Here is a 21,086-nt window from a genome sequence, read left to right on the forward strand (position 1 = left end):
AGTCAGCCGCCCGTGTGACGGCGCGCACCACGTCAAATTTCCGGCATGTACCGGCCGCGGCGGTCGTTCCGGGCCGCTCACGTGCTGGAACGCTTTAGCCCGGGCAACAGCACACTCGTATCGGCTCCCCCGAATGTGTCGCGGCGGCTGTGCGTTGGCGGCAGCCTTGCCATACTGGGACTGACAGAACTGGGAGGTTCAATCGTGCGCGTTGCACTCGCTCAAGTCATCACCGGCCGGGACCTGGCTGACAATCTACGGCTTCTGGAAGAGTACGCCCGCCGCGCCAAGGACGGCGGCGCGGAGCTTGTCGTTTTTCCCGAGGCAATGATGCGCGCGTTCGGTAATTCCCTGCTGGACATCGCCGAACCTCTCGACGGCCCTTGGGCGAGCCGGGTGCGCGAGCTCGCTGACGAACTTCAGCTGGTGATCGTGGCTGGCATGTTCACGCCTGGCTCTGCTTCGGATTCCGGCGGGGCGCCGCGTGCGGAACACTCTCATGGTCACAGGCCCCGGCGTGGAGACCAGTTACGACAAGGTCCACCTCTTCGACGCGTTCGGCTTCGCTGAGTCGGACACTGTTGAGGCGGGAACAGACCCAGTGACCTTCGACGTCGGCGGCGTCACCTTTGGTTTGGCCACCTGCTACGACATCCGATTCCCAGCACTGTTCACGGCCAACGCGTTACGCGGAGCCGTGGTAAACATCGTGGCGGCATCGTGGGGAGCCGGACCGGGCAAGGCCGATCAATGGCAGCTCCTGTCCCGCGCCCGCGCGGTGGATACCACCACGTTCGTGCTTGCCTGCGGCCAAGGAGATCCTGCTACGCAAGGTGTTGAGGTAAAGGGCGCCGCGCCCACGGGAGTGGGCTACTCCGCCGTCGTGTCCCCCTTCGGGCAGGTCCTGGAAGCCCTCGACGGCAAACCTGGCCTCCTCTTCGCCGACCTCGACCCCGCCGTGGTGGAAGAAGCCCGCCAAAAGCTCCCTGTCCTGGCCAACCGCCGCGACTTCTGACGTTCTCTCACATCCTGCGGGTTTTGGGCCGGATCTTCTCTCACATCCTGCGGGTTTGGGGCGGATCTTCTCTCACATCCGGACACGTTCTGGCAGATGCTCTCTCACATCCTGTGAACTGCTCCCCTGAAGTTGGACTGTGAATCGCAGTTCCGTTTTGAGGGGAGCAGTTTTATGAGTTCGCGTAGTTCATTGTCTGTGGTGCAGCGGGTGTCGGCTGTAGCGTGTTTTGAAAGGGGTCTGGGGTATCGGACGGCGGCCCGGCTCCTGGGTGCCCCTGTTGTGGCGGTGAGGTCGTTGTATGGGTTGTGGAGGATTCATGGGCGAGGAGTGCTGGTGAGCAGGGCACCGAAGTCATACTCTTTCGAGGTCAAACTGGCGTTGGTGCAGCGCTTCCTTGCGGGCGAAACCGGGCAGGATTTGGCTGTTGAAGCGGGCCTGTCTTCGCGGCAACAGCTCCAGAAATGGGTCAGGGATTATCGTTTGGAGGGTGAGGACGGGTTGCGGCCCAAACGCAACGGCAGGCCAGTGAAGTCCGGGACCGCGGCTTCGCGGGAACCGGGGGTCGTGCCCTCCGCGAAGTCGGCGGCCGGGCCGCGGGCCGGGGAGGCTTCGGAGCTTGAGCAGTTGCGTCGGGAAAACGAACTGTTGCGGGCACAGGTGGCCTACTTGGGAAAATTGCGTGCCTTGAGGGCTCAGGAACAACGGTGAAGGTTCAAGCCCTCATCGCTCTCAAGGCTGATTACCGGCTTCCGGTCCTGCTGCAGGCCGCGGGTCTGGCCCGCTCGACGTTCTTCTACCACCAGGCCCGGCTCGAGTCCCCGGACCCGAAGGAAGCACTCAAGAGCGCCATCACGGAGGTTTTCACGGCCAACCACGGCCGCTACGGCCACCGGCGCATCCATACCGAGCTGATGAAGAAGGGGTGGGTGGTCGCGAAGAAGACCGTGTTGAAGCTGATGCGCGCGTTACACCTGCGCTGCAAGGTCCGGCGGCGGAAACGCTATAACTCTTACCAAGGCGAACAGGGTGTGATTGCACCGAACCTGCTGAACCGGAAGTTTGACGCCGATGCTCCGAACCAGAAGTGGGTCACCGACGTCACCGAGTTCCGCGTCGGGGACCACAAGCTCTACCTTTCACCGGTCATGGATCTTTTTGACCGGCAGATCATCTCTTATTCCGTTGGCAGTTCACCGAACCTGGAACTTGCCAACAGCTCACTGCGCCAGGCCATCGCCTGCCTGGAACCGGGACAGCACCCGCTGGTGCATTCGGACCAAGGCTTCCAATACCAGCACCACTCCTGGCGGGTCCTGCTCAACGATGCCGGCGCCACCCAGTCAATGTCCCGCAGGGGCAACTGCTACGACAACGCCGTCATGGAAAACTTCTTCGGACACCTCAAGGAAGAACTCTTCCACCACGTCCGGTTCCTCAGCACCGAAGCCCTGGCACCAGCACTGCACGAATACATCACCTGGTACAACAACGAAAGAATCTCCACCAAACTCAAGGGCCTAAGCCCGGTCCAATACCGGGCCCAGACCCTCGCAGCCTAGAATCCCAATTAGCCAGTCCAACAAACGGGGACCAGTTCACTGCGGGTTTGGCGCGGATCTTCTCTCACATCCTGCGGGTTTGGCGCGGATCTTCTCTCACATCCGCCCAACGGTGACCGACCCGCCCGGGCCGGGGTGCCGCCGTCGTCCTCAATTTTCTGGAAAACAACAAGCGCTCCCCACCAGCATGATGTGAGAGAGCGCTTGCCAAAAACGATCAGGACATGAAAGAACATCGGTCAAAAACCCGCGGGAAGTGATAGAGCATCCGCAAAAAAGCTGCAGGAAGTGAGAGAACATCCAAGGGCAGCGAAAGCGGCATCCGGAAGCGCGCGTCTAAGCGAGGAACGAGCGAGCGCGCGGAGGATGGCGCTTGCGCCGCCTCGGCGGACTGGCGCTAGCTTGCGCGCTGCCTCGACACTTCGTACAGCGAGATACCCACTGCCATGGACGCATTGAGTGATTCCATGGCCGAGTCGATCGGGATCGAGACGATCTGGTCGCAGTTTTCGCGGACGAGCCGGCTGAGGCCCTTGCCTTCGGAGCCGACTACGATGCAGACGGGCTCGGTGGCTACGGTGAGGTCGGGCAGCGAGATGTCGCCGTCGCCGTCCAGGCCGAGGACGTAGATGCCCATGTTCTTGAACTGCTTGAGGGCGTTGTTCAGGTTGGACGCGCGGGCCACGGGTACGCGGACTGCTGCGCCGGCACTGGTCTTCCATGCCGATGCCGTGACGCCGACGGACCGGCGCTCGGGAACGATGACACCGTGGCCACTGAACGCGGACACGGATCGGATGATCGCACCGAGGTTGCGGGGATCGGTGATCCCGTCGAGTGCAACGAAGATCGGGGCGTTGGAGATGTGCCCCTTCTTCCACTTGGCGATGGTGGTCTCGGCGAGGTCGTAAGCGTCCTGGTACTCGTACGGCGGGATCTGCAGGACCAGGCCCTGGTGGACTGCGTCCTCGGTCATGCGGTCCAGTTCGGGCTTGCCGGTTTCGAGGAGCGGGATGCCGCGCTCAGCTGCAAGCTTGAGGGACTCCTTGACGCGGTCATCCATTTCGATGCGGATGGCAACGTGCAGGGCCTTGGCCGGGATGCCGGCGCGCAGCGCTTCCACGACCGAGTTGCGGCCGGTGACCAGCTCTTCGGTTGCGCGGCCCTTGGGGCCGGAGCGGGCACCGGTACCCGGGCGTGCCGGACCGCGCTTGGCGGCCGAACGCTCGGAAAGCTGCTTGTTCTTGTACGCCTTGTGGTAGGTCCGCTCCTCGGCCTTAGGGGTGGGCCCCTTGCCTTCGAGGGCCTTGCGACCGTGGCCTCCGGTACCCGTGGAGGGGCCCTTCTTGCTCTTGCGGATTGCACCCGGGCGACCGTGGTTGGCCATTCTGTCCACCTTGCTTGAAATTAATGAGTCTGCATTCCAGTCTACTGACCCAATGCAATTCGGCCGTGGTGGCGGTTTGTCAGTCGCGTTTCAGGCTCCAGGTAGCGCCTTCCGCACCATCTTCGACGACGACCCCGGCGGCCGCGAGGGTGTCGCGAATGGCGTCGGACGCGGCCCAGTCCTTATTGGCCCTGGCTGCGGCGCGGGCCTCGAGTTGGGCTTCCACAAGGACCGTGAGCGCAGCGTGCTCGCGCCCCTGAACAGCTTCAGGTTGCTTTACGGAGTCCAAACCAAGGACCTCGGTCATTGACACAACGCTGTACAGCGCGGTCATGGTTGCTTTGAGGTCACCGGCCGCCAAGGCCGTGTTGCCGGCCCGAACAGTCTCGTGCAGAACGCCGAGCGCCTGCGGGACGTTGAGGTCGTCATCCATGGCGTCAACAAAAGGGGCGGGAATGTGTGCTTGCGCACCTTCGGCGTAGCTCTTCGGCGCACCCATCTCTTGCTTGAGCCGGGTAGAGGCTTTGGCAATGAAGCCATCAATACGTTCGACGGCGGCCGCGGCTTCCTGCAGCGACGTAGGCCGGTAGTCCAGCACCGAACGGTAGTGGGCCTGGCCAAGGTAATAGCGGACCACGCGGGGCGAGGCCAACTCAAGCATTTCGGCAGGACTCACCGTGTTGCCGATGGACTTGGACATCTTTTCGCCCTCGTAGGTAACCATGCCGTTGTGCATCCAGAAATTGGCGAATTCGTCGCCTGCAGCCTGGGACTGGGCCATCTCGTTTTCGTGGTGCGGGAATCGGAGGTCCAATCCCCCACCGTGGATGTCGAAGCGGGTGCCCAGGTATTTGGTGACCATGGCGGAGCATTCGAGGTGCCATCCGGGTCGTCCGGCACCCCAGGGGGATTCCCATTTGGCGGTGACGGGTTCGCCGTCCTTGTAACCCTTCCACAGCGCGAAGTCGCGCGGATCCCTCTTGCCGCGGGGGTCGGCGTCGGGAGCGCCTTGCATGTCATCAATGTTCTGCCGCGTCAGCGAACCGTACTTGCTCCAGGAGCGGACGTCGAAGTAGACATCCCCGGAGTCGTCCAGCGCTGGGTAGGCATGGCCGCGATCGATCAGCCGCTGGATCAGCGCGTGCATTTCCGGGATGTGCCCCGTGGCACGGGGCTCGTACGTTGGCCGCTGGACCCCGAGGGATTCGTAGGCGTTCTCGAATTCCTGCTCGTAGCGGTAGGCCAAAGCCCACCATTCCTCGTCCTTCCGCGCTGTTGGCTCGGCAGCCCAGTCCGGGCCGAAGGATTGCTCGGACTTGACCAGGATTTTGTCGTCGATGTCCGTGACGTTACGCACTACCGTGACACGGAGGCCACGGAATTCGAGCCAGCGCGTCAGTTGATCAAACGCGATTGCGGACCGGACGTGGCCCACATGCGGCATGCCCTGAACAGTAGCCCCGCAGTAGTACACGCTGGCCTTGCCCTGTTCGAGGGGAACGAAGTCGCGGACTTCGGCGGAGGCGGTGTCATAGAAGCGCAGGGTCACCGCTCCAGATTAGCCGATGACGCGGCATGACTTGCCTACTTGCAGTACTCGCCGATTTTGTTGAAGTGCACGGTCAGCTGCTGTTGCTGTTCCTGCGTTGCCGCCCCGAGCGACGAAGCCGCGGCTTTGTCCATGATGGCGGCCATCTCCTTGATGGGATCGCCAATTTCCGGAGCAAGCTTGTCCGCGATCTCGTGATAGTGGGCAGCGATCTGCTTGGACTGCTGCTGTTGGTTGCCGTCGGGCTTGAACGTGTCGTTGTTGAGGAACTCGCAACTGGCCTTCACATCCATCTTCGGGGTCCCGGCACAGCCGCCGAGCAGGAGCGCAGCAACCACACTCGCGGACAAGAGCATGGCAGAACGCACGACGCCGGAACGTACCTTAATCATTCAGCCCACCTTCAGTGGAACCCGGCTGGATTGCTCCTTGGACGGGGTAAACGAGGGCGGTGGCAACCGCAGAAATTCCCTCGCCGCGGCCAGTAAATCCCAAACCATCGCTGGTGGTGGCCGTGACGCTGACGGGTGCGTTCGCGGCTTCGCTCAGAACCCTTTGGGATTCTTCGCGGCGGGGGCCGAACTTGGGACGGTTGGCTACGAACTGGACGGCGACATTGCCGATCTCGAACCCTGCGGCCCTGACTATCCGTGCAGCCTCACCGAGGAGCTTTACCCCGGAGGCGCCGGCGAACTCGGGACGGTCTGTGCCGAAGTGGGTACCAAGGTCACCGATTCCACACGCGGAAAACAGGGCGTCGGCAGCCGCATGGGCGACGCAATCGCCGTCGGAATGTCCTGACAGCCCCTGCTCACCTTCCCAAAAGAGGCCACCCAACCAGAGCGGCTGGGGATCGCCCTCCGGCGCGAATGCGTGCACGTCGACGCCGATTCCGGTACGGGGCATGGCCAAAGGGCCGGCAAGGCCGGCAGCTTGCTGAGCCGCCATCAGCCTTCCACCCAGCGCATTCCAAGGGGGCCCTCGAGGAGGCCTTCGGCAATGATGAGATCCAGGGGCGTAGTGATCTTCAGCGACTGGCTGGCCCCGCGGACGGCGTGGACCGGAACGCCCAGAAGCTCAACCAGCATGGCGTCATCGGTGACTGCGGCGGCCTGCTTGTCATCAAAGAGCTCCGCGGCGTCGTGCGCCCGGCGCAGCGTGGCGAGATCGAAACCCTGGGGAGTCTGAACTGCCCTGAGTTGTTCCCGGGGTGCGGTTCCGGTGACAACTTCCGGGGCTATGCCAGAGTCCGAAGCGCTGGTCTGGGCCACGGTCTTGATCGTGTCCACCACAGGCATGGCTGGAATGACGGCCTTGGCGCCGGAGGCCAAAGCATCGGCGACGCGCTGGAATACGCGCTCGGGGGTCAACGCGCGGGCTGCGTCATGGACGAGCACGGCTTCGGTGCCATCCTCCAAAGCAGCCAAAGCGGCGCGGACGGAATCAGCGCGGGTGGACCCGCCGTCGACAACTGTTATTTCAGGGCCACCATCTACCAGTTCAACCGTGAACCCGGCAATCAGTTGGCGGAGTTCCGTATCCCCCTTAGGCACGGCGACGCAGATCTGGCGAGCGACGTCGGCAGCGACAACGCCTCGAAGGGCGTGCATCAGGATGGTTTCGCCACCCAGCGGAACTTTGGCTTTGGGCATGCCGTAGCCGAGGCGTTCGCCCGAGCCGGCAGCCACCACGATCACCGCCGTAACAGCGCGCTTGGAAGGAATACTCATGCGCCCAAGGTTACTGGGAAACTACTTGAAAATGCCTCAAGATACTTGATCATCAAGTACCTCTGGGTACTTTGTGGCAAAAAGAAACCCGGCGGCGCTTTCGCACCACCGGGTATCAATTCTTAGGAAGCCAAGACCTCGTCAAGAACGCTTGCTGCCTTCTCTTCGTCTGTCTTCTCAGCCAGGGCCAGTTCTGAAATCAGAATCTGCCGCGCCTTGGCCAGCATGCGCTTCTCACCTGCGGAAAGGCCGCGATCGTGATCACGACGCCAAAGATCGCGAACGACCTCCGCCACCTTGATGACATCGCCCGAAGCAAGCTTCTCCAGGTTCGCCTTGTAACGACGTGACCAGTTGGTAGGCTCTTCAGTGAACTCGGCGCGGAGAACGTCAAATACGTGCTCCAAGCCTTCTTTGCCCACTACGTCCCGGACCCCAACAAGGTCAACGTTCTCTGCTGGAACTTCAATGGTCAGATCACCCTGAGCCACCTTGAGCTTGAGATACATCTTCTCTTCGCCCTTGATGGTGCGCATCTTGATTTCCTCAATTTTTGCTGCACCGTGGTGAGGGTAAACTACTGTCTCGCCGACCTCAAAAACCATGTGGACTTTCCCCTTTCCCGCAGACTAGTCTATCACGATTAAGGCATACGACTGGCACCCGACGGGCTGTCCAGCCGCGCCAATAAAGGGAAATAGGCCCCAAACGAGCTCGCCATACCCCTTGACGTGAGCCCCGAAAGATGCTTCACGGAAGCAAGCTGCGCGTCGGATCTTCCCGGTCGCGTTCGCCACAATGCCTTCTCGAATCCTTATTTCGGCCGCTTTGCCGATAGGCTATGGCTGAAAAGTGTTCCAATGACTCTTGAGGAGTAGGTGTCGTGCGCATTACTGCGATGAACCCTGTCCAGCGCGGCAAGCTGGCAATTGCGGCGGCTGCAATCGGCGTCGGTCTTCTGTCCGTTACCGGCTGTGGCTTCGTCAACGCCCAGCAGACTTCCCACCAGTACTCAGCATCGGACGGGGTCAAAGCAGATCTCGGCCAGCTGCAGTTGCGCAACATGCTGATCGTCGCTTCCGGCGAGAACCAGCCCGGCCGCGTGATCGGCGCAGTGTTCAACAAGTCCAACTCGGATGCCACCCTGACCATCAGTGGTGCAAATGGGGCCCAGACGGAGATTCCCGTCAAGGCCAACTCGGAGACGTACCTGAATAGCGAAGCCGACGCCGCGGTCCTTAGCTCCGCCGGTACCAAGCCCGGTGGACTGAGCCCGGTAACCATTCGCAGTGGTTCGGACACGGCAAAAATCAACGTTCCCGTAGTTGATGGCACGCTCCCGGAGTACAAGGAATACCTGCCCTCCTCGAGCGCCTCGGCAACTCCGTCTTCGACTTCCACGGCAAGGTCGACCGCAACGCCGACGGCCACCGAATCTGCAGCTGCCGGCCACTAGCAGGCGGCGAGCTACAAGCAAGACAACAAAAGGAAGGGTTCCGCTGCGGCGGAACCCTTCCTTCGTCCTTGTCTGCTGTCAGCCTGCTGAGAGTGTCTGCTGACTGAAGGCTGGCTGGCTGAAGCTTTACGGCTCGAACTTGTAGCCCAATCCACGCACCGTCACCAGGTACCTCGGAACGGACGGATCCGGCTCAATCTTGCTGCGCAGGCGCTTTACATGGACATCAAGCGTCTTGGTATCACCTACGTAGTCCGAACCCCACACACGGTCAATCAGCTGGCCCCGGGTGAGCACACGTCCGGAATTGCGGAGCAGCATTTCAAGGAGTTCAAATTCCTTCAACGGCAGTGATACTTGCTCGCCGTTCACGCTCACAACATGGCGCTCGATGTCCATGCGGACCGGCCCGCCCTGCACTGTGGAGGCGATCAGCTCTTCAGGCTCGCCCTGCCTGCGAAGTACTGCACGTACCCGCGCCACGAGTTCGCGTGAGGAATACGGCTTGGTGACGTAATCGTCGGCACCCAGCTCCAAGCCAACCACTTTGTCGATCTCCGAGTCCTTGGCGGTCAACATGATCACCGGCACGCTGGAACGTTGGCGCAGCTGACGGCACACTTCCGTACCCGGTGTTCCGGGCAGCTGGAGGTCCAGCAGGACGAGGTCGGCACCATTACGGTCGAATTCCACCAAGGCGTCGGTGCCGTTATCCACTACCTCGACGTCAAATCCCTCTTTGCCCAAAAGGTAGGACAGGGGGTCGCTGAAGGACTCTTCGTCCTCCACTATCAAAATCCTGCTCAAGCGCTGGCTCCTTGCTCTTGGGCGCCGCCGGCGCCCCTTGTTGATTCCCGAATGCGGTTAATTCGCGTGATGCGGTTGCTGAGTCGTGTGGTGGGTTTCGACGGCGGCACCACCCGCCGCTGGTAGCTCCGGGGATGCAGCCGCAGATGCAGCAGGAGCCGGGAGGCCGGCGTCGTCGTCCTGGCCCTCCATCTCGGGCAATCGGATGGTGAACGTTGAGCCTTGACCAGGCTGGGACCACACGGTGACCTCGCCCCCATGGTTGGACACAACATGCTTGACGATGCTGAGGCCCAGGCCGGTGCCACCGGTATGCCGGGAGCGTGCAGCATCCACCCGGTAGAAGCGTTCGAAGACGCGTTCCTGGTCTTCGGGGGTCAGGCCCTCGCCCTGGTCCGTGACTGATATAGCGACGACGCCCTCCCGGGTCCGGACTCCGACGCCTACCCGGGTGTTCTCCGGCGAGTAGCGGATGGCGTTGTCGATCAGGTTGCGCAGGGCGGTGACCAGCAGGTCCCTGTCACCGAACACCAGGGAATCTGAATGGCCACCCACCATAATCTGGATGTTCTTGCTCTCGGCCGGGAGCTGCGAGCGGTCCACTGCCTCGGTAATCACAGTGTTGATGTCCACCGTGTGGCCTTGCTGGGCAACATTTGCGCCCTGAAGCCGGGAAAGCTCAATGATGTCCTGGACCAGCGCTGCGAGGCGTCCGGATTCCTTATGCATGCGTTTGGCGAAGCGACGTACGGCTTCCTCGTCGTCAGGCGAGGCTTCCAATGCCTCGGCCAGGAGCGAAATAGCGCCCACCGGCGTCTTGAGTTCGTGGGAAACGTTGGCCACGAAGTCGTTGCGGATCTCTTCGGTGCGGGTGATCTCGGTACGATCGTCGGCCAGCAGCAGGATGTACTCCCAACCGAGCATGGCTGCCCGCACCTGGACCACGATGGTGCCCTTGCCGAGAGGCCCTCGGGGAAGCTCGTATTGTTGCTCCAGAATCACGCCATCGCGGCGGACTTTTGCGGTCATGTCCAGGAGCTGCTTGTGAACCACGGTGTGGCCGCGGACCAGGCCGTAGGCGTACGCTGCCGGACTCGCGCGGACCACGCCATCGATCGCATCGACCACCACAAACGCGCGGCCGACGACGGCAAGCACTTCCGCTGCACCCTCCGGAAGCAGGGGTTCGGTAACATCCAGGTCCACGATCCTGCGCTGCCGCTCGCTGATCCTGAAAGCGAGCATGCCAAAGACGCCCAGTGACAGGCCAACCAAGCCTGCAACGACACCTATGAGCAATGGATCCACGTGTCCAGCTTATGCTCTGGAATCACGCCAAAGTGTTGATCCGGTGCCAAACGGGGGCGGTTCAACTAACGTTCATCTAAAGGTGCGCAACCGTTCACTGGCTCCTGACACAGTTACTGGTTGGACTGCCAATAGTTTTTGAAATCCGTACCCCACCATGGGACAGGATTTCCAAGGAAAGGACGCCTTAGTGCGCAAGGTTTTTCAGGAGGAGCTCACCCAGGTCGGTGACGACCTCGTCGAGATTTCCAAACTGGTTCACGAAGCAATCACGAAGGCCAGTACAGCCTTCGAAGGCGCCGACGTCGATCTTGCCCAGGACGTCATCGCGGCAGACGCACGCATCGACTTCCTGCAGAACAGCCTCGACGAACGGGCCATCGACATCTTGGCCTTGCAAGGCCCCGTTGCCAGCGATCTACGCATGATTGTTGGTTCGCTCCGGATGAGCGCATCGCTGGAGCGTATGGGTGACCTGGCCCGCCACGTAGCGCAGCTGGCCCGACTCCGCTACCCCGCCACCGTCATCCCGACGTCCCTGACACAGACTTTCAAGGCGATGGCCCAGCACGACATCGACATCACGGCCAAGGTCATCGAACTCCTCGAGACCCGCAACCTTGAGGTGGCCCGGGACATCCTCAAGATCAACATCGCCGTGGACGACCTCCACCTCAGCGTCTTCAAGGCGATCGCTTCCCCGGACTGGAACGAAACTGCCTCCACCACCGTGGACGTGGCCTTGGCCAGCCGCTACTTCGAGCGCTTCGCCGACCACGGCGTCTCCGTTGCCCGCAAGGTCACGTACCTCGTCACGGGCGAATGGCAGCCTGAGGGCTTCTAGCCCAGCACATGCATAAACAGCGACGGCGGCCGGTCACCTGAGGTGACCGGCCGCCGTCGTTAAAACTGCCTCGTAGCTAGTGCCGCGAAGCCCTATTTCTTGCCTTGGTTGGCTACAGCCAGAATTGCATCTGCTGCCGCCTCGGGGTCCAGGTACGTGCCGCCCGGGTTGATCGGCTGGAAGTCCTCGTCCAGTTCGTAGACCAGCGGGATGCCCGTGGGGATGTTCAGTCCTGCAATGGCGTCATCGCTGATGCCGTCCAGGTGCTTGACCAGGGCGCGCAGGGAGTTGCCGTGCGCGGTCACCAGGACGGTCTTCCCGGCCTTGAGGTCTTCCTTGATGTCCGATTCCCAGTACGGGAGGAGGCGGACAAGGACGTCCTTGAGGCATTCGGTGCGCGGGAGGGCGTCGCCGAGGTCCTTGTAGCGGACGTCGTGTGCCTGCGAGAATTCGCTGTCGTCGGACAGGGGCGGCGGCGGGGTGTCGTAGCTGCGGCGCCATTCCATGAACTGCTCTTCGCCGAATTCGGCGAGGGTCTGGGCCTTGTCCTTGCCCTGCAGCGCACCGTAGTGGCGCTCGTTGAGGCGCCAGTCGCGCTTGACCGGGATCCAGCCGCGGTCGGCCTTGTCCAGTGCCATGTTGGCAGTGTTGATGGCCCGCTTCAGGAGGGAGGTGTACAGGATGTCCGGGAGGATGTTGTTCTCAACCAGGAGTTCCCCACCGCGCACTGCTTCTTCGCGGCCTTGGTCGTTCAGGTCTACGTCCACCCAGCCGGTGAACAGGTTCTTGGCGTTCCAGTCGCTGTGGCCGTGGCGCAGCAGAATCAGCTTGTAAGTCATGGTTTTCATCCTAGCCGAGGGGTCCTGTGCCTTGCCGGGCGTTACGTTTCTCAACGCGAGGTCACTTATGGCCCATTAGACGCCTCCGAAGGGGCCGTAACTGACCCCGCGTTGCAGGATAAAGTGGGGCCGTGGTGCAAAAAGCGGAACGGGTCAGTACTTCCCGAAGTCGGAGCGGGAAGCCTGTTGGCAACGTCACCCGCGGCACCACCAATCCGAACCGTATGCGCCGCCTGGATCGGTGGCTCGCCGGTCCGCAGGCGTGGCGGCTCCGCGCCGCCGTCGACCCTTTGGTTGTGGACCTGGGCTATGGCGCCTCGCCAGCCACCGCCGTCGAACTTTTTGAGCGGCTTCAGGCGGTCCGTTCGGATGTGCGGGTCTGCGGGATCGAGATTGAGCCGGACAGGGTGCGTACGGCCAAGGCGCTGGAACGCCCCGGACTCAGCTTCCACGTAGGCGGTTTCGAAGTGCCGGTTCACGGCGACCCCATACTTGTGCGGGCCTTCAATGTGCTCCGTCAGTACGAGGAGGCGGACGTGGCCGGAATCTGGGGGCTGGTTCAGTCCCGCTTGGCTCCGGGCGGCCTGTTCATTGATGGCACCTGCGATGAGATCGGCCGGTGCGTCACGTGGGTGGCCCTGGACCGGGATCGCCCCCTGAGCCTTAGTTTCTCGGTGCGGTTCGGCAGTTTTGAGCTGCCCTCGGAAGTGGCCGAGCGCCTGCCCAAGGCCCTTATCCACCGCAACGTGCCGGGCGAACCCATCCATACATTCCTCAGGGCCATGGACAAGGCCTGGCTGGACGTCGCGCCACTGGCGTCGTTCGGCAACCGGCAGCGCTGGACAGGAATGTGCCGCTTACTGCGCGACGCCGGCTGGCCGCTTCAGGATGGTCCGTCGCGGTGGCGCCTGGGTGAAGTTACGGTGGCGTGGGACGCGGTTGCGCCTAAGTAGCGTTCTTTACCAGGGGCCGTAGGGACCGACGTTGCGGTTGCCGCCGCTGCCTGCTTCGCGGACGGCTGGACGGACGTCCGCAAGGTATACGCAGGATGCGGTCACTGCAGCAATGCCGAAGAGGCCGAGACCGCTTCCACCGCTCAAGAGGGTCAACGCGCCGATGGCAAAAGCAACGCCGGTGAGGGCCAACCAGAACGTCTTGGTCCGCTTGGAGGCGGCCACGAACAGGGTTGGCCGGTGGCGCAGGCAGTCGACAAAAGCCCACAGCTCAAGGACAACGGCCACCAAGCCAAGGATGAAGTAGACCGCGTTGGTGACAATCGCGATCAAGAATTTTCCGTCCACGCCCCTTAGCCTAACCGTCCAGCGACTTCAGTGCTTGCTCGAGGTCGGACCAGAGGTCTTCCACGTTCTCGATCCCCACGCTCAAACGAACCAGGTTCTCCGGGACACTGACCGGCTCAGCTGTGTGCCGGCGTCGACGTTCGATCAGCGACTCAACCCCACCCAAAGATGTCGCCGGGAGCCAGAGCTGAAGCGCTCGGACCAATTCATCGGCCGCCTCAGCGCCAGTGCGGGCTTCGTCTCCGGCGATCTGGATGCAGAGGATGGAACCGAAGCCCTTCATCTGGTCCTTGGCGCGCTCATGCCCCGGATCCGTCGTGAGGCCCGGATAACGGATGGACTCTACCCTCGGATGGGTGCTGAGGCGCTCGGCGAGCACTGCCGCGGACGCCTGCGAACGCTCGATCCGCAAAGCGAGGGTGCGCAGTCCGCGGAGCGCAAGCCATGCTTCGAACGGGCCGGCGATGCCGCCGTGGATGATGCGGTGGTGGAGCAGCGTTGCCCGCAGTTCCGGGTTGGAAGTCACCAAGGCGCCCAGGACGACGTCGGAATGGCCCGCCAGGTACTTGGTCACAGAGTGAAGCACGACGTCGGAGCCCAGGCTTAGCGGCTGCTGCACCAACGGCGTGGAGAAAGTGTTGTCCGTGACCACGATCGCGCCCACAGCGTGGGCAGCGTTGGTGAGCGCCCGCACATCGGCAATGCCAAGCATGGGGTTGGTGGGGCTTTCCAGCCAGAGCAGGTCCGCGGCTTTGCCCTCTTCCGGACTGATCAAGGCCTTCACGGCCTCCGTGTCCGTAATGTCCACGATTCGCAGGTCCAGGAAGCCCTTCTCAGCAAGTTCCGTCGCCATGACCAACGAGCCTGAGTAACTATGTGATGGCATGACAACAACGCCACCGGCAGGTACCAAGGAGAGAGCCGAGCTGACTGCAGCGAGCCCGGATGCGTAGAGCAAGCCGGGCAGCGCAGCGCCTTCCAGCTTGCCCAGGGCGTCCTCGAACGGGTCCCAGGTGGGGTTGGCGTAGCGACCATAGCCGCGATCGCCGTCGCCAAGAGAACCAGTTCCAAAGTATGTGGAGGACAGGACGATGGGCGGATTCACCGGTTCATCGTGTTTACGCTCGGGGCGGCCCGCAGCCACCACAACGGTTTCCGGGGACAAATCGGCAGCGCGCTGATCGGAAAGGCTCATGGTTTCAGGGTAGTCGTGGGCGAGCCTGTGGATGAAAGCCGTTACGGTTTGCCCCTGATCGGTAGGCTAGACAAGTGAGTATTCAGAGCCCCGGCCTTTTCATCGCGTTCGAAGGCGGAGATGGAGCCGGCAAGTCCACCCAGGCTGCCCGGCTCTGCGACGCCCTCGAATCGCGGGGCCTGTCCGTGGTGCGCACCCGCGAACCCGGCGGCACGCCCATCGGAGAAAAGCTGCGCTCCCTTGTCCTGGACCATGGCCACGGCACCATCGATGCCCGCACAGAGGCCCTGATGTTCGCGGCGGCCCGGGCGGCGCACGCCAGCCAGGTGATCCGCCCGGCGCTTGCAGCGGGGCAGGTTGTCATCACGGACCGCTACATTGACTCGTCCGTTGCCTATCAAGGTGCTGGCCGCGGGCTTGGGGCAGAGGGTGTTTTGTCCCTCAACGAATGGGCCACGGAAGGCCTCCATCCGGACCTGACTGTACTGCTCGACGTCGAGCCCTCCGACGGCCGCGAACGCCGCACCGCCGGCGCGGCTGCTGAGGACCGTTTGGAATCGGAACCGGACGCGTTCCATTCCACCATCCGCCATGCCTTCCTTGACCTCGCAGCTGCTGCTCCCTCGGGTTACCTGGTGCTGCCTGCCAAATCAGACATTGCGACGCTGGCCGCGCAGATCCTTGAACGGGTGGAATCCTTGCTGGCTGAGCGCGGGCTGGGCGAGCGTGTTTCAGGGAACCACCTGTGAGCGTTTGGGACGACCTCCAAGGCCAGGCGCCGGTGGTTGCCCAGCTCAAGCAGGCAGCGCAGGGCGAAACCGGCCTCACTCATGCCTGGCTCTTCACCGGTCCTCCGGGATCGGGCCGTTCCAATGCTGCCAAGGCTTTCGCCGCCGCGCTTAACTGCGAGCAGGACGACGTCACTTTGCGTGGCTGCGGCGAGTGCGCAGCGTGCCACACGATCCTCGGCGAGACGCATTCTGATGTGACTTTCGTGCGGACCGAAAAAGTCACCATCACCATTGACGAGGCCCGCGAACTTGTTTCAAAGGCCGGGGACCGCCCCGCCACTGGCCGTTGGCGGATCATCATCGTTGAGGACGCGGACCGCATGGCGGAACGAACCACCAACGTCTTGTTGAAGGCCATCGAGGAACCAACTCCGCGTACCATCTGGATGCTGTGCGCCCCATCGCCGGCAGACGTGCTGGTTACGATCCGCTCGCGCTGCCGTCCCGTCAGCCTGCGGCTTCCCCCAGCCTCCGACGTCGCAGCATTGCTGGTGAGGCGCGACGGCATCGATCCTGAGCTCGCGGACCGGGCTGCCCGTGCCGCGCAAAGCCACATCGGGATTGCCCGCCGCCTGGCCCGTGACGCGGACGCCCGCGAACGCCGTCTCGAAACGGTTCGCATCCCCCTGGGGCTCCGTGGGGTGACGGCAGCGGTGATGATGGCGGAGAAGCTCGTCAAGATCGCCACCGATGAAGCCAACAGCTCCAATGATGAACGCGACGCCGCCGAGAAAATTGCGCTCCTGGCAAGCCTGGGTGCACCGGAGTCCGGAACGCTGCCACCGTCCATGCGGAGCCAGGTGAGGCAGCTGGAGGACGACCAAAAACGCCGCGCCAAGCGCTCCATCACCGACTCGCTGGACCGCACACTAACCGATCTGTTGTCCTTCTACCGTGATGTCCTGATCATCCAATTGGGGAACGCCGTAGAGCTGGTCAACGTTGAGCTCAAGAGCGATCTTGAAGAATACGCCGCCCGCTCCACCCCGGAAGCGACCCTCGCCCGGATGGACGCGATCAACAAGGCCCGTGTCCGCATTACCACCACCAACGTTGCGCCGCTGTTGGCGGTCGAGTCCATGGCGACGAGCCTCATCCAGCAATAGGAGAATCCATGAAGTCCGCACCTCGCCGGCCCGCCGGTACCCCCTCAAGGGACCGGTCTGTCCAGCCTGCTGCGGCCGGGGGCGGCCAGCGGGGTCTCATGGCCATCTGTTTGGCCCTTGCCTCCCTGCTGGTGCTCAGTGCCTGCTCCTTGCCGTTCCTCCCAACACCTACGGCCAAGCCGAGCACCAGCACTGTTGACCCGTCCATTGCGGCCTCGGCGCCTAAAGACCTCGAAAAGTACTATTCGCAGTCCGTGAAGTGGAGCTCGTGTGAGGACGGGTTCCAGTGCGCTGAGGTCAAGGTTCCTTTGGATTACGGCAATCCGGACTCCGCCGAGATCACGCTGTCCGCCATCAAGTTACCCAGTACGGGCACCAAGAAGGGCTCCATCCTGGTCAATCCCGGAGGTCCGGGCGGCTCCGGCGTCGATTTCGTCAAGGATGCGGGAAACACGCACTTCACCGAAAAGCTGCGCGCCAACTTCGACATGGTGGGCTTCGACCCCCGCGGCGTCAAGCGGTCCGCTCCGGTCACGTGCATGTCGGATGCCGAACGCGATGCCGCGCGCGAAAAAGTATTCCGGAAGGACACGGACCAAGGCCTGGCCGCCGCTTTGGCCTTCAACAAGTCCCTGGCTGAGAAGTGCGTCGAGAAGACCGGACCCGTGCTGGAGCACATTGATACCGTCAGTGCTGCCAAGGACCTGGACGTCCTGCGCGCCGTGGTCAACGATGCCAAGCTCAATTACCTTGGCTATTCCTACGGCACGTTCCTGGGTTCCACGTACGCGTCACTGTTCCCAGAAAACGTCGGGCACCTCGTCTTGGACGGTGCCGTGGACCCGTCCATCAGCAACGAGGAACTGACTGCGGGGCAGGCAAAAGCGTTTGAAAAGGCCCTCCGCACGTACGTCGATGATTGCCTTCGTCAAAAGGAATGCCCCCTCAGTGGGTCCGTTGACAACGGAGTCCAGGAAATCAGGGATCTCATCAACGCAGTGGACCAGAACCCCCAAACAGCCAAGGACGGGAGGCTGGTGACCGGGACGGAGTTTGTCAACGGGCTCTTCCTCCCGCTCTATGACGACCAAAGCTGGCCGGCATTGACCCAGGCCCTGGACAGTGCATTCTCCGGCGACGTCTCCCAGATGATGCGCATCGCCGATCTCGGTGCCGACCGCGAGGCCAATGGTACGTACAGTTCAAACTCGGCATTCGCGTTCCAGGCCATCAACTGCCTCGACTACCCGATGGTCAGTGATACAGCCGGGATGAGGGCTGAGGAAACCCGCCTCAAGCAGGAATCACCAACATTCGGCTCATTCTTCGCCTACGGCGGGGTCACCTGCAAGGACTGGCCGTACAAGAACACCCGCACGCCTGCACCCGTGGACTACACCGGATCCGCCCCCATCGTCGTTATCGGCACCACGGGAGACCCGGCCACCCCCCTGGAGTGGGCACAGTCCCTGCGCAAACAGCTTGAAAACGCCGCGCTTGTCACGTGGGAAGGTGAGGGGCACACAGCCTACGGTCGCTCGAACTCGTGCGTCAGCACCGCCGTCGACGATTACTTTGTTGACGGCAAGCTGCCGCAGGACGGGCTCCAGTGCTAGGTCCCCTGCGACGCAAGTAGCGAAGCTAGAGGTGCCTGGCTTCGCGTTTCTCCAGCAGGAGCGGGAGCTGCTTGATCGAATCCACAACGACGGTGGCGCCAGCTGCGCGGAGCGTCGCCTCGGAGTGGGAACCTGTGAGGACGCCGGCAATCAGCGATGCGCCCGAGCGGACCCCTGAGAGCATGTCTGAACTGGTGTCTCCTATGACGGCCACCTCACGGACATCGTCCAGGTCCAAGGCGAGCAACGCCGTCAGGATCATGTCAGGGTAGGGGCGGCCCCGTCCGGCATCTGCCGGGCACAAGCTAAGGTCCGCCAAGCCCATCCAACCCAGTGATTCGAGGACCATGTTCTGCGTGTGGCGGCCAAAGCCCGTGGCGAGGCATACCTGCATGCCGGCCTCCCGCATCCAGATAATGGCATCCTCCGCGCCCGGAATCGCGCGGATACCACCGTCCTCGATCAACTCGTCGTAGGTCTTCTCGAAGACCTTGTTTGCGCTCTCTGCCACGCTCGCATCACCGAAAAGGTCCCCGAAGACGGCCATTTTCGAGAAGCCCATGGTGTCACGTGCGTATCCGAGCATGCTCTCGAAGCGGCTGCTGCCCGGCTCCACGCCGTGCTCGGCCAAGGCGCGGGACAGGGCCCGCTCCGTGCGTCCTTCATCGGTAATGGTTGTCCCCACCATGTCCACCACAGCCAGCCGCAGCCGCGTGGGAGTGTGGCTGGTATCCCTGGTCAGTGCGTCCCCGGTCATTGCGTCCCCGGTCATGGTGTGGTCCCTTCGGCTGGTTGCGTGGCTGGTTTACTTGGCGGGATGAACCGCCACCGTTGATTTCCCAGCCTCCGGCGGTGGAGAGAAGGCCGCCTGAACCCGGCCCGACGTGCAGGTGAACATCCCCGCAACGGCCGCCACCGCCCTCGTTTTGACCCGGGCGCGGTGCCTCTATTACAGTTATGTCTTGCGTGATCGCCCGGGAAACCGGTGATGAACGCGGTGCTTCCTTAGCTCAGTCGGTAGAGCGTTTCACTCGTAATGAAAAGGTCATCAGTTCGATTCTGATAGGAAGCTCGGTAGAGAACCCCTGGAAATCTAAGGATTTCCAGGGGTTCTCGTTGTTTTGCGTGTCATCAGCCACGCACACTCTGACTGTCAGATGCCTACGCAACAGTTTGTGGCAGCGTGTGGACCGGCACAAACCCCTTCCATTGGGTGGCGCGCTCATAGGCATGGGCGATCGCGAGCACTGTGGCATCGGTGTATTCCGGTCCCATAATGTGCAGGCCAACGGGCTGCCCGCTGACGAAGCCACAGGGAACACTGACCCCCGGCATACCGGTCAGGTTTGCAGCTGACAGCATGCGAAGGGCTGCGGATAGGGAACCCTCGTCCGGAGAGCCTGTGAGTTCAGAGGACATCGCCTGGGCCAAGGGGGCGATCGCCGGAAGCGTAGGTGACACCACTGCGTGCACTCCGGCCTGTGCCATGGCGCGCGGTAAGAACCGCCTGAGGTGCTCCCTTACCTGCCACGCCAGATGAACGTCTTCCTCCGAAGCCAGCGCACCTGTTTCGATCATGATGCGGGTGGCGGGCAAGTATCGTTCCGCCGCGCTTCCCAGCCTGGCGCGATGATGCTCGGCAGCTTCGGAAAGTGAGATTGCCACGCTGGCATGCAGGGCAAGGTCAAGCTCGGGGAGCGGAAGTTCCACGACCTCGAATTTAAGGTCCCTGAATACACGCAGAGCTCCTTCCACAGCCTCCCTGACTTCGGCGGTGACCCCCCATTCCGACCACATTCTGCGATCAACCCCAAGCCTGACCGGGGCAGTAGCGTCACGGATTTGCGCTGACACAGGTCCCCCAAGCAGGGCGATACCGTGTGGTTCCACCATGCCGTCCAGTAGCGCCGCGCAGTCCTCGACGCTCCGGGCAATAGGTCCCACTTGATCCATGGTGTGGCTTACGTGAAGGATGCCCGAGGAAGACACGACGCCGTAGCTGGGCTTCAGCCCTACCAGACCATTGATGGCGGCCGGGTTTCGGACCGAGCCACCCGTATCGGTTCCCAGCGCTCCGGGAATTGATCCCACAGCCACGGCAACGCCCGATCCAACCGATGAGCCGCCTGCATACCGGTCAGGATCCCAAGGGTTTCGCGACGGTGGAGTTCCTTGTCCGAAAGCGAACTCATGTGTTTGAAGCTTTCCGAGGATCACGGCACCACTGTCACGGAGTTGACGAACCACTCCGGCGTCGTCCCGCGCGATATTCCCGCGGAGACTTTCGGAGCCGGCCTCGGTCGGCATCCCCAGAACATCGATGACGTCCTTCACTCCAACGGGGATCCCGTGAAGGCCGCCTGCGAACTGGCCTCCGACTGCCAGGTGATCGGCGATGCGGGCCGCTTCACGCGCGCCGCGTTCGTCTATATGGGCCCAGGCCTGGGCATACTCCTCCGTCGCCTGGGCACGATCCAGAACAGAGTCGAGCAGTTCAACCGCTGACAATTGGCGGCGACGGACGAGTGCTGCCGCTTCCGCGATGCCCAGCTCCCATGCTTCGGTCAAGGATTCGCCTCC

The 21,086-nt window shown here is 62.5% G+C and carries 21 protein-coding genes, 1 tRNA gene and 1 pseudogene; 10 read left to right on the forward strand and 13 right to left on the reverse strand.

From position 1 onward, the window contains the following. Positions 1-204 precede the first annotated feature (204 nt). From ACTAQJ_RS12325 to ACTAQJ_RS12335, 3 genes and pseudogenes are all read left to right on the forward strand, one after another. A pseudogene (locus ACTAQJ_RS12325) lies at positions 205-1,015 on the forward strand (carbon-nitrogen hydrolase family protein). A gap of 336 nt (positions 1,016-1,351) precedes the next feature. Then, the gene (locus ACTAQJ_RS12330; RefSeq protein WP_431119127.1) at positions 1,352-1,726 is read left to right on the forward strand and encodes a helix-turn-helix domain-containing protein; all 375 of its coding nucleotides are present in this window, start codon (positions 1,352-1,354) and stop codon (positions 1,724-1,726) included. Continuing rightward, a complete protein-coding gene (locus ACTAQJ_RS12335; RefSeq protein WP_498696474.1) occupies positions 1,723-2,577 on the forward strand; it encodes an IS3 family transposase in 855 nt (284 codons plus the stop codon). The genes ACTAQJ_RS12330 and ACTAQJ_RS12335 overlap by 4 nt, the downstream gene beginning before the upstream one ends. A gap of 397 nt (positions 2,578-2,974) precedes the next feature. Here the strand turns inward: ACTAQJ_RS12335 and rlmB are convergent, their stop codons facing one another. The 6 genes from rlmB to ACTAQJ_RS12365 all read right to left on the reverse strand — a co-directional run bounded on the left by rlmB (position 2,975) and on the right by ACTAQJ_RS12365 (position 7,848). After that, positions 2,975-3,964, reverse strand: coding sequence for a 23S rRNA (guanosine(2251)-2'-O)-methyltransferase RlmB (gene rlmB, locus ACTAQJ_RS12340; protein ID WP_498696477.1), 990 nt, complete (start codon positions 3,962-3,964; stop codon positions 2,975-2,977). A gap of 79 nt (positions 3,965-4,043) precedes the next feature. Next, positions 4,044-5,513, reverse strand: coding sequence for a cysteine--tRNA ligase (cysS, locus tag ACTAQJ_RS12345; RefSeq protein WP_498696478.1), 1,470 nt, complete (start codon positions 5,511-5,513; stop codon positions 4,044-4,046). A gap of 35 nt (positions 5,514-5,548) precedes the next feature. Next, positions 5,549-5,905, reverse strand: coding sequence for a hypothetical protein (locus tag ACTAQJ_RS12350; protein ID WP_498696480.1), 357 nt, complete (start codon positions 5,903-5,905; stop codon positions 5,549-5,551). After that, positions 5,898-6,461 (reverse strand): 2-C-methyl-D-erythritol 2,4-cyclodiphosphate synthase, encoded by a 564-nt coding sequence (ispF, locus tag ACTAQJ_RS12355; RefSeq protein ID WP_498696482.1) that lies wholly within the window; start codon positions 6,459-6,461, stop codon positions 5,898-5,900. The genes ACTAQJ_RS12350 and ispF overlap by 8 nt, the downstream gene beginning before the upstream one ends. Next, the gene (gene ispD, locus ACTAQJ_RS12360) at positions 6,461-7,243 is read right to left on the reverse strand and encodes a 2-C-methyl-D-erythritol 4-phosphate cytidylyltransferase (protein WP_431118420.1); all 783 of its coding nucleotides are present in this window, start codon (positions 7,241-7,243) and stop codon (positions 6,461-6,463) included. The genes ispF and ispD overlap by 1 nt, the downstream gene beginning before the upstream one ends. A gap of 122 nt (positions 7,244-7,365) precedes the next feature. Then, entirely contained in the window at positions 7,366-7,848 is a 483-nt protein-coding gene (locus ACTAQJ_RS12365) for a CarD family transcriptional regulator (RefSeq protein ID WP_011690592.1), read from the reverse strand. Positions 7,849-8,141: 293 nt separating this feature from the next. Here ACTAQJ_RS12365 and ACTAQJ_RS12370 point away from each other — a divergent pair, with 293 nt between their 5' ends. Continuing rightward, the gene (locus ACTAQJ_RS12370; protein ID WP_498702186.1) at positions 8,142-8,699 is read left to right on the forward strand and encodes a hypothetical protein; all 558 of its coding nucleotides are present in this window, start codon (positions 8,142-8,144) and stop codon (positions 8,697-8,699) included. Positions 8,700-8,825: 126 nt separating this feature from the next. Here the strand turns inward: ACTAQJ_RS12370 and ACTAQJ_RS12375 are convergent, their stop codons facing one another. Together ACTAQJ_RS12375 and ACTAQJ_RS12380 are read right to left on the reverse strand one after the other, a co-directional pair. Beyond that, a complete protein-coding gene (locus ACTAQJ_RS12375; RefSeq protein ID WP_431118419.1) occupies positions 8,826-9,506 on the reverse strand; it encodes a winged helix-turn-helix domain-containing protein in 681 nt (226 codons plus the stop codon). Between the two features lie 57 nt (positions 9,507-9,563). Beyond that, positions 9,564-10,814, reverse strand: a complete 1,251-nt coding sequence (locus ACTAQJ_RS12380; RefSeq protein ID WP_431118417.1) for a sensor histidine kinase — start codon at positions 10,812-10,814, stop codon at positions 9,564-9,566. A 190-nt stretch (positions 10,815-11,004) separates the two neighbouring features. On the opposite strand from ACTAQJ_RS12380, the gene phoU reads away from it, so the two are divergent. Then, the gene (gene phoU, locus ACTAQJ_RS12385; RefSeq protein ID WP_431118415.1) at positions 11,005-11,658 is read left to right on the forward strand and encodes a phosphate signaling complex protein PhoU; all 654 of its coding nucleotides are present in this window, start codon (positions 11,005-11,007) and stop codon (positions 11,656-11,658) included. 92 nt (positions 11,659-11,750) lie between these two features. Here the strand turns inward: phoU and ACTAQJ_RS12390 are convergent, their stop codons facing one another. After that, positions 11,751-12,497 carry a phosphoglyceromutase gene (locus tag ACTAQJ_RS12390; RefSeq protein ID WP_431118414.1) on the reverse strand — a complete coding sequence of 249 codons (747 nt, stop codon included), beginning with the start codon at positions 12,495-12,497 and terminating at the stop codon, positions 11,751-11,753. Between the two features lie 131 nt (positions 12,498-12,628). On the opposite strand from ACTAQJ_RS12390, the gene ACTAQJ_RS12395 reads away from it, so the two are divergent. Next, positions 12,629-13,450, forward strand: a complete 822-nt coding sequence (locus ACTAQJ_RS12395) for a class I SAM-dependent methyltransferase (RefSeq protein ID WP_498696488.1) — start codon at positions 12,629-12,631, stop codon at positions 13,448-13,450. A 6-nt stretch (positions 13,451-13,456) separates the two neighbouring features. Here ACTAQJ_RS12395 and ACTAQJ_RS12400 read toward each other — a convergent pair whose 3' ends face one another. Both ACTAQJ_RS12400 and ACTAQJ_RS12405 read right to left on the reverse strand, forming a co-directional pair. After that, complete coding sequence (locus tag ACTAQJ_RS12400; protein WP_216921243.1) at positions 13,457-13,798, reverse strand: DUF2516 family protein; 342 nt, start codon at positions 13,796-13,798, stop codon at positions 13,457-13,459. A gap of 10 nt (positions 13,799-13,808) precedes the next feature. Further along, entirely contained in the window at positions 13,809-14,993 is a 1,185-nt protein-coding gene (locus ACTAQJ_RS12405; protein WP_431118410.1) for a trans-sulfuration enzyme family protein, read from the reverse strand. Between the two features lie 74 nt (positions 14,994-15,067). On the opposite strand from ACTAQJ_RS12405, the gene tmk reads away from it, so the two are divergent. From tmk to ACTAQJ_RS12420, 3 genes are read left to right on the forward strand one after another with little or no spacing between them, the layout of a single operon-like run. Continuing rightward, positions 15,068-15,742, forward strand: a complete 675-nt coding sequence (tmk, locus tag ACTAQJ_RS12410) for a dTMP kinase (protein WP_498696490.1) — start codon at positions 15,068-15,070, stop codon at positions 15,740-15,742. Further along, on the forward strand, positions 15,739-16,890 hold the full coding sequence (locus tag ACTAQJ_RS12415; protein WP_224094467.1) for a DNA polymerase III subunit delta': 1,152 nt from the start codon (positions 15,739-15,741) through the stop codon (positions 16,888-16,890). Before tmk ends, ACTAQJ_RS12415 begins: the two co-directional genes overlap by 4 nt. Before the next feature lie 8 nt (positions 16,891-16,898). After that, positions 16,899-18,506, forward strand: a complete 1,608-nt coding sequence (locus ACTAQJ_RS12420) for an alpha/beta hydrolase (RefSeq protein WP_498696493.1) — start codon at positions 16,899-16,901, stop codon at positions 18,504-18,506. A gap of 25 nt (positions 18,507-18,531) precedes the next feature. Here the strand turns inward: ACTAQJ_RS12420 and ACTAQJ_RS12425 are convergent, their stop codons facing one another. Further along, positions 18,532-19,263: an HAD family hydrolase gene (locus tag ACTAQJ_RS12425; protein ID WP_498702188.1), complete on the reverse strand. Its 732-nt coding sequence runs from the start codon at positions 19,261-19,263 to the stop codon at positions 18,532-18,534. Between the two features lie 242 nt (positions 19,264-19,505). Here ACTAQJ_RS12425 and ACTAQJ_RS12430 point away from each other — a divergent pair. Beyond that, positions 19,506-19,578, forward strand: a tRNA-Thr gene (locus ACTAQJ_RS12430). 89 nt (positions 19,579-19,667) lie between these two features. Here ACTAQJ_RS12430 and ACTAQJ_RS12435 read toward each other — a convergent pair. Continuing rightward, entirely contained in the window at positions 19,668-21,074 is a 1,407-nt protein-coding gene (locus ACTAQJ_RS12435; RefSeq protein WP_498696496.1) for an amidase, read from the reverse strand. Positions 21,075-21,086 lie beyond the last annotated feature (12 nt).

This window comes from Arthrobacter sp. alpha11c (genome assembly GCF_054149985.1).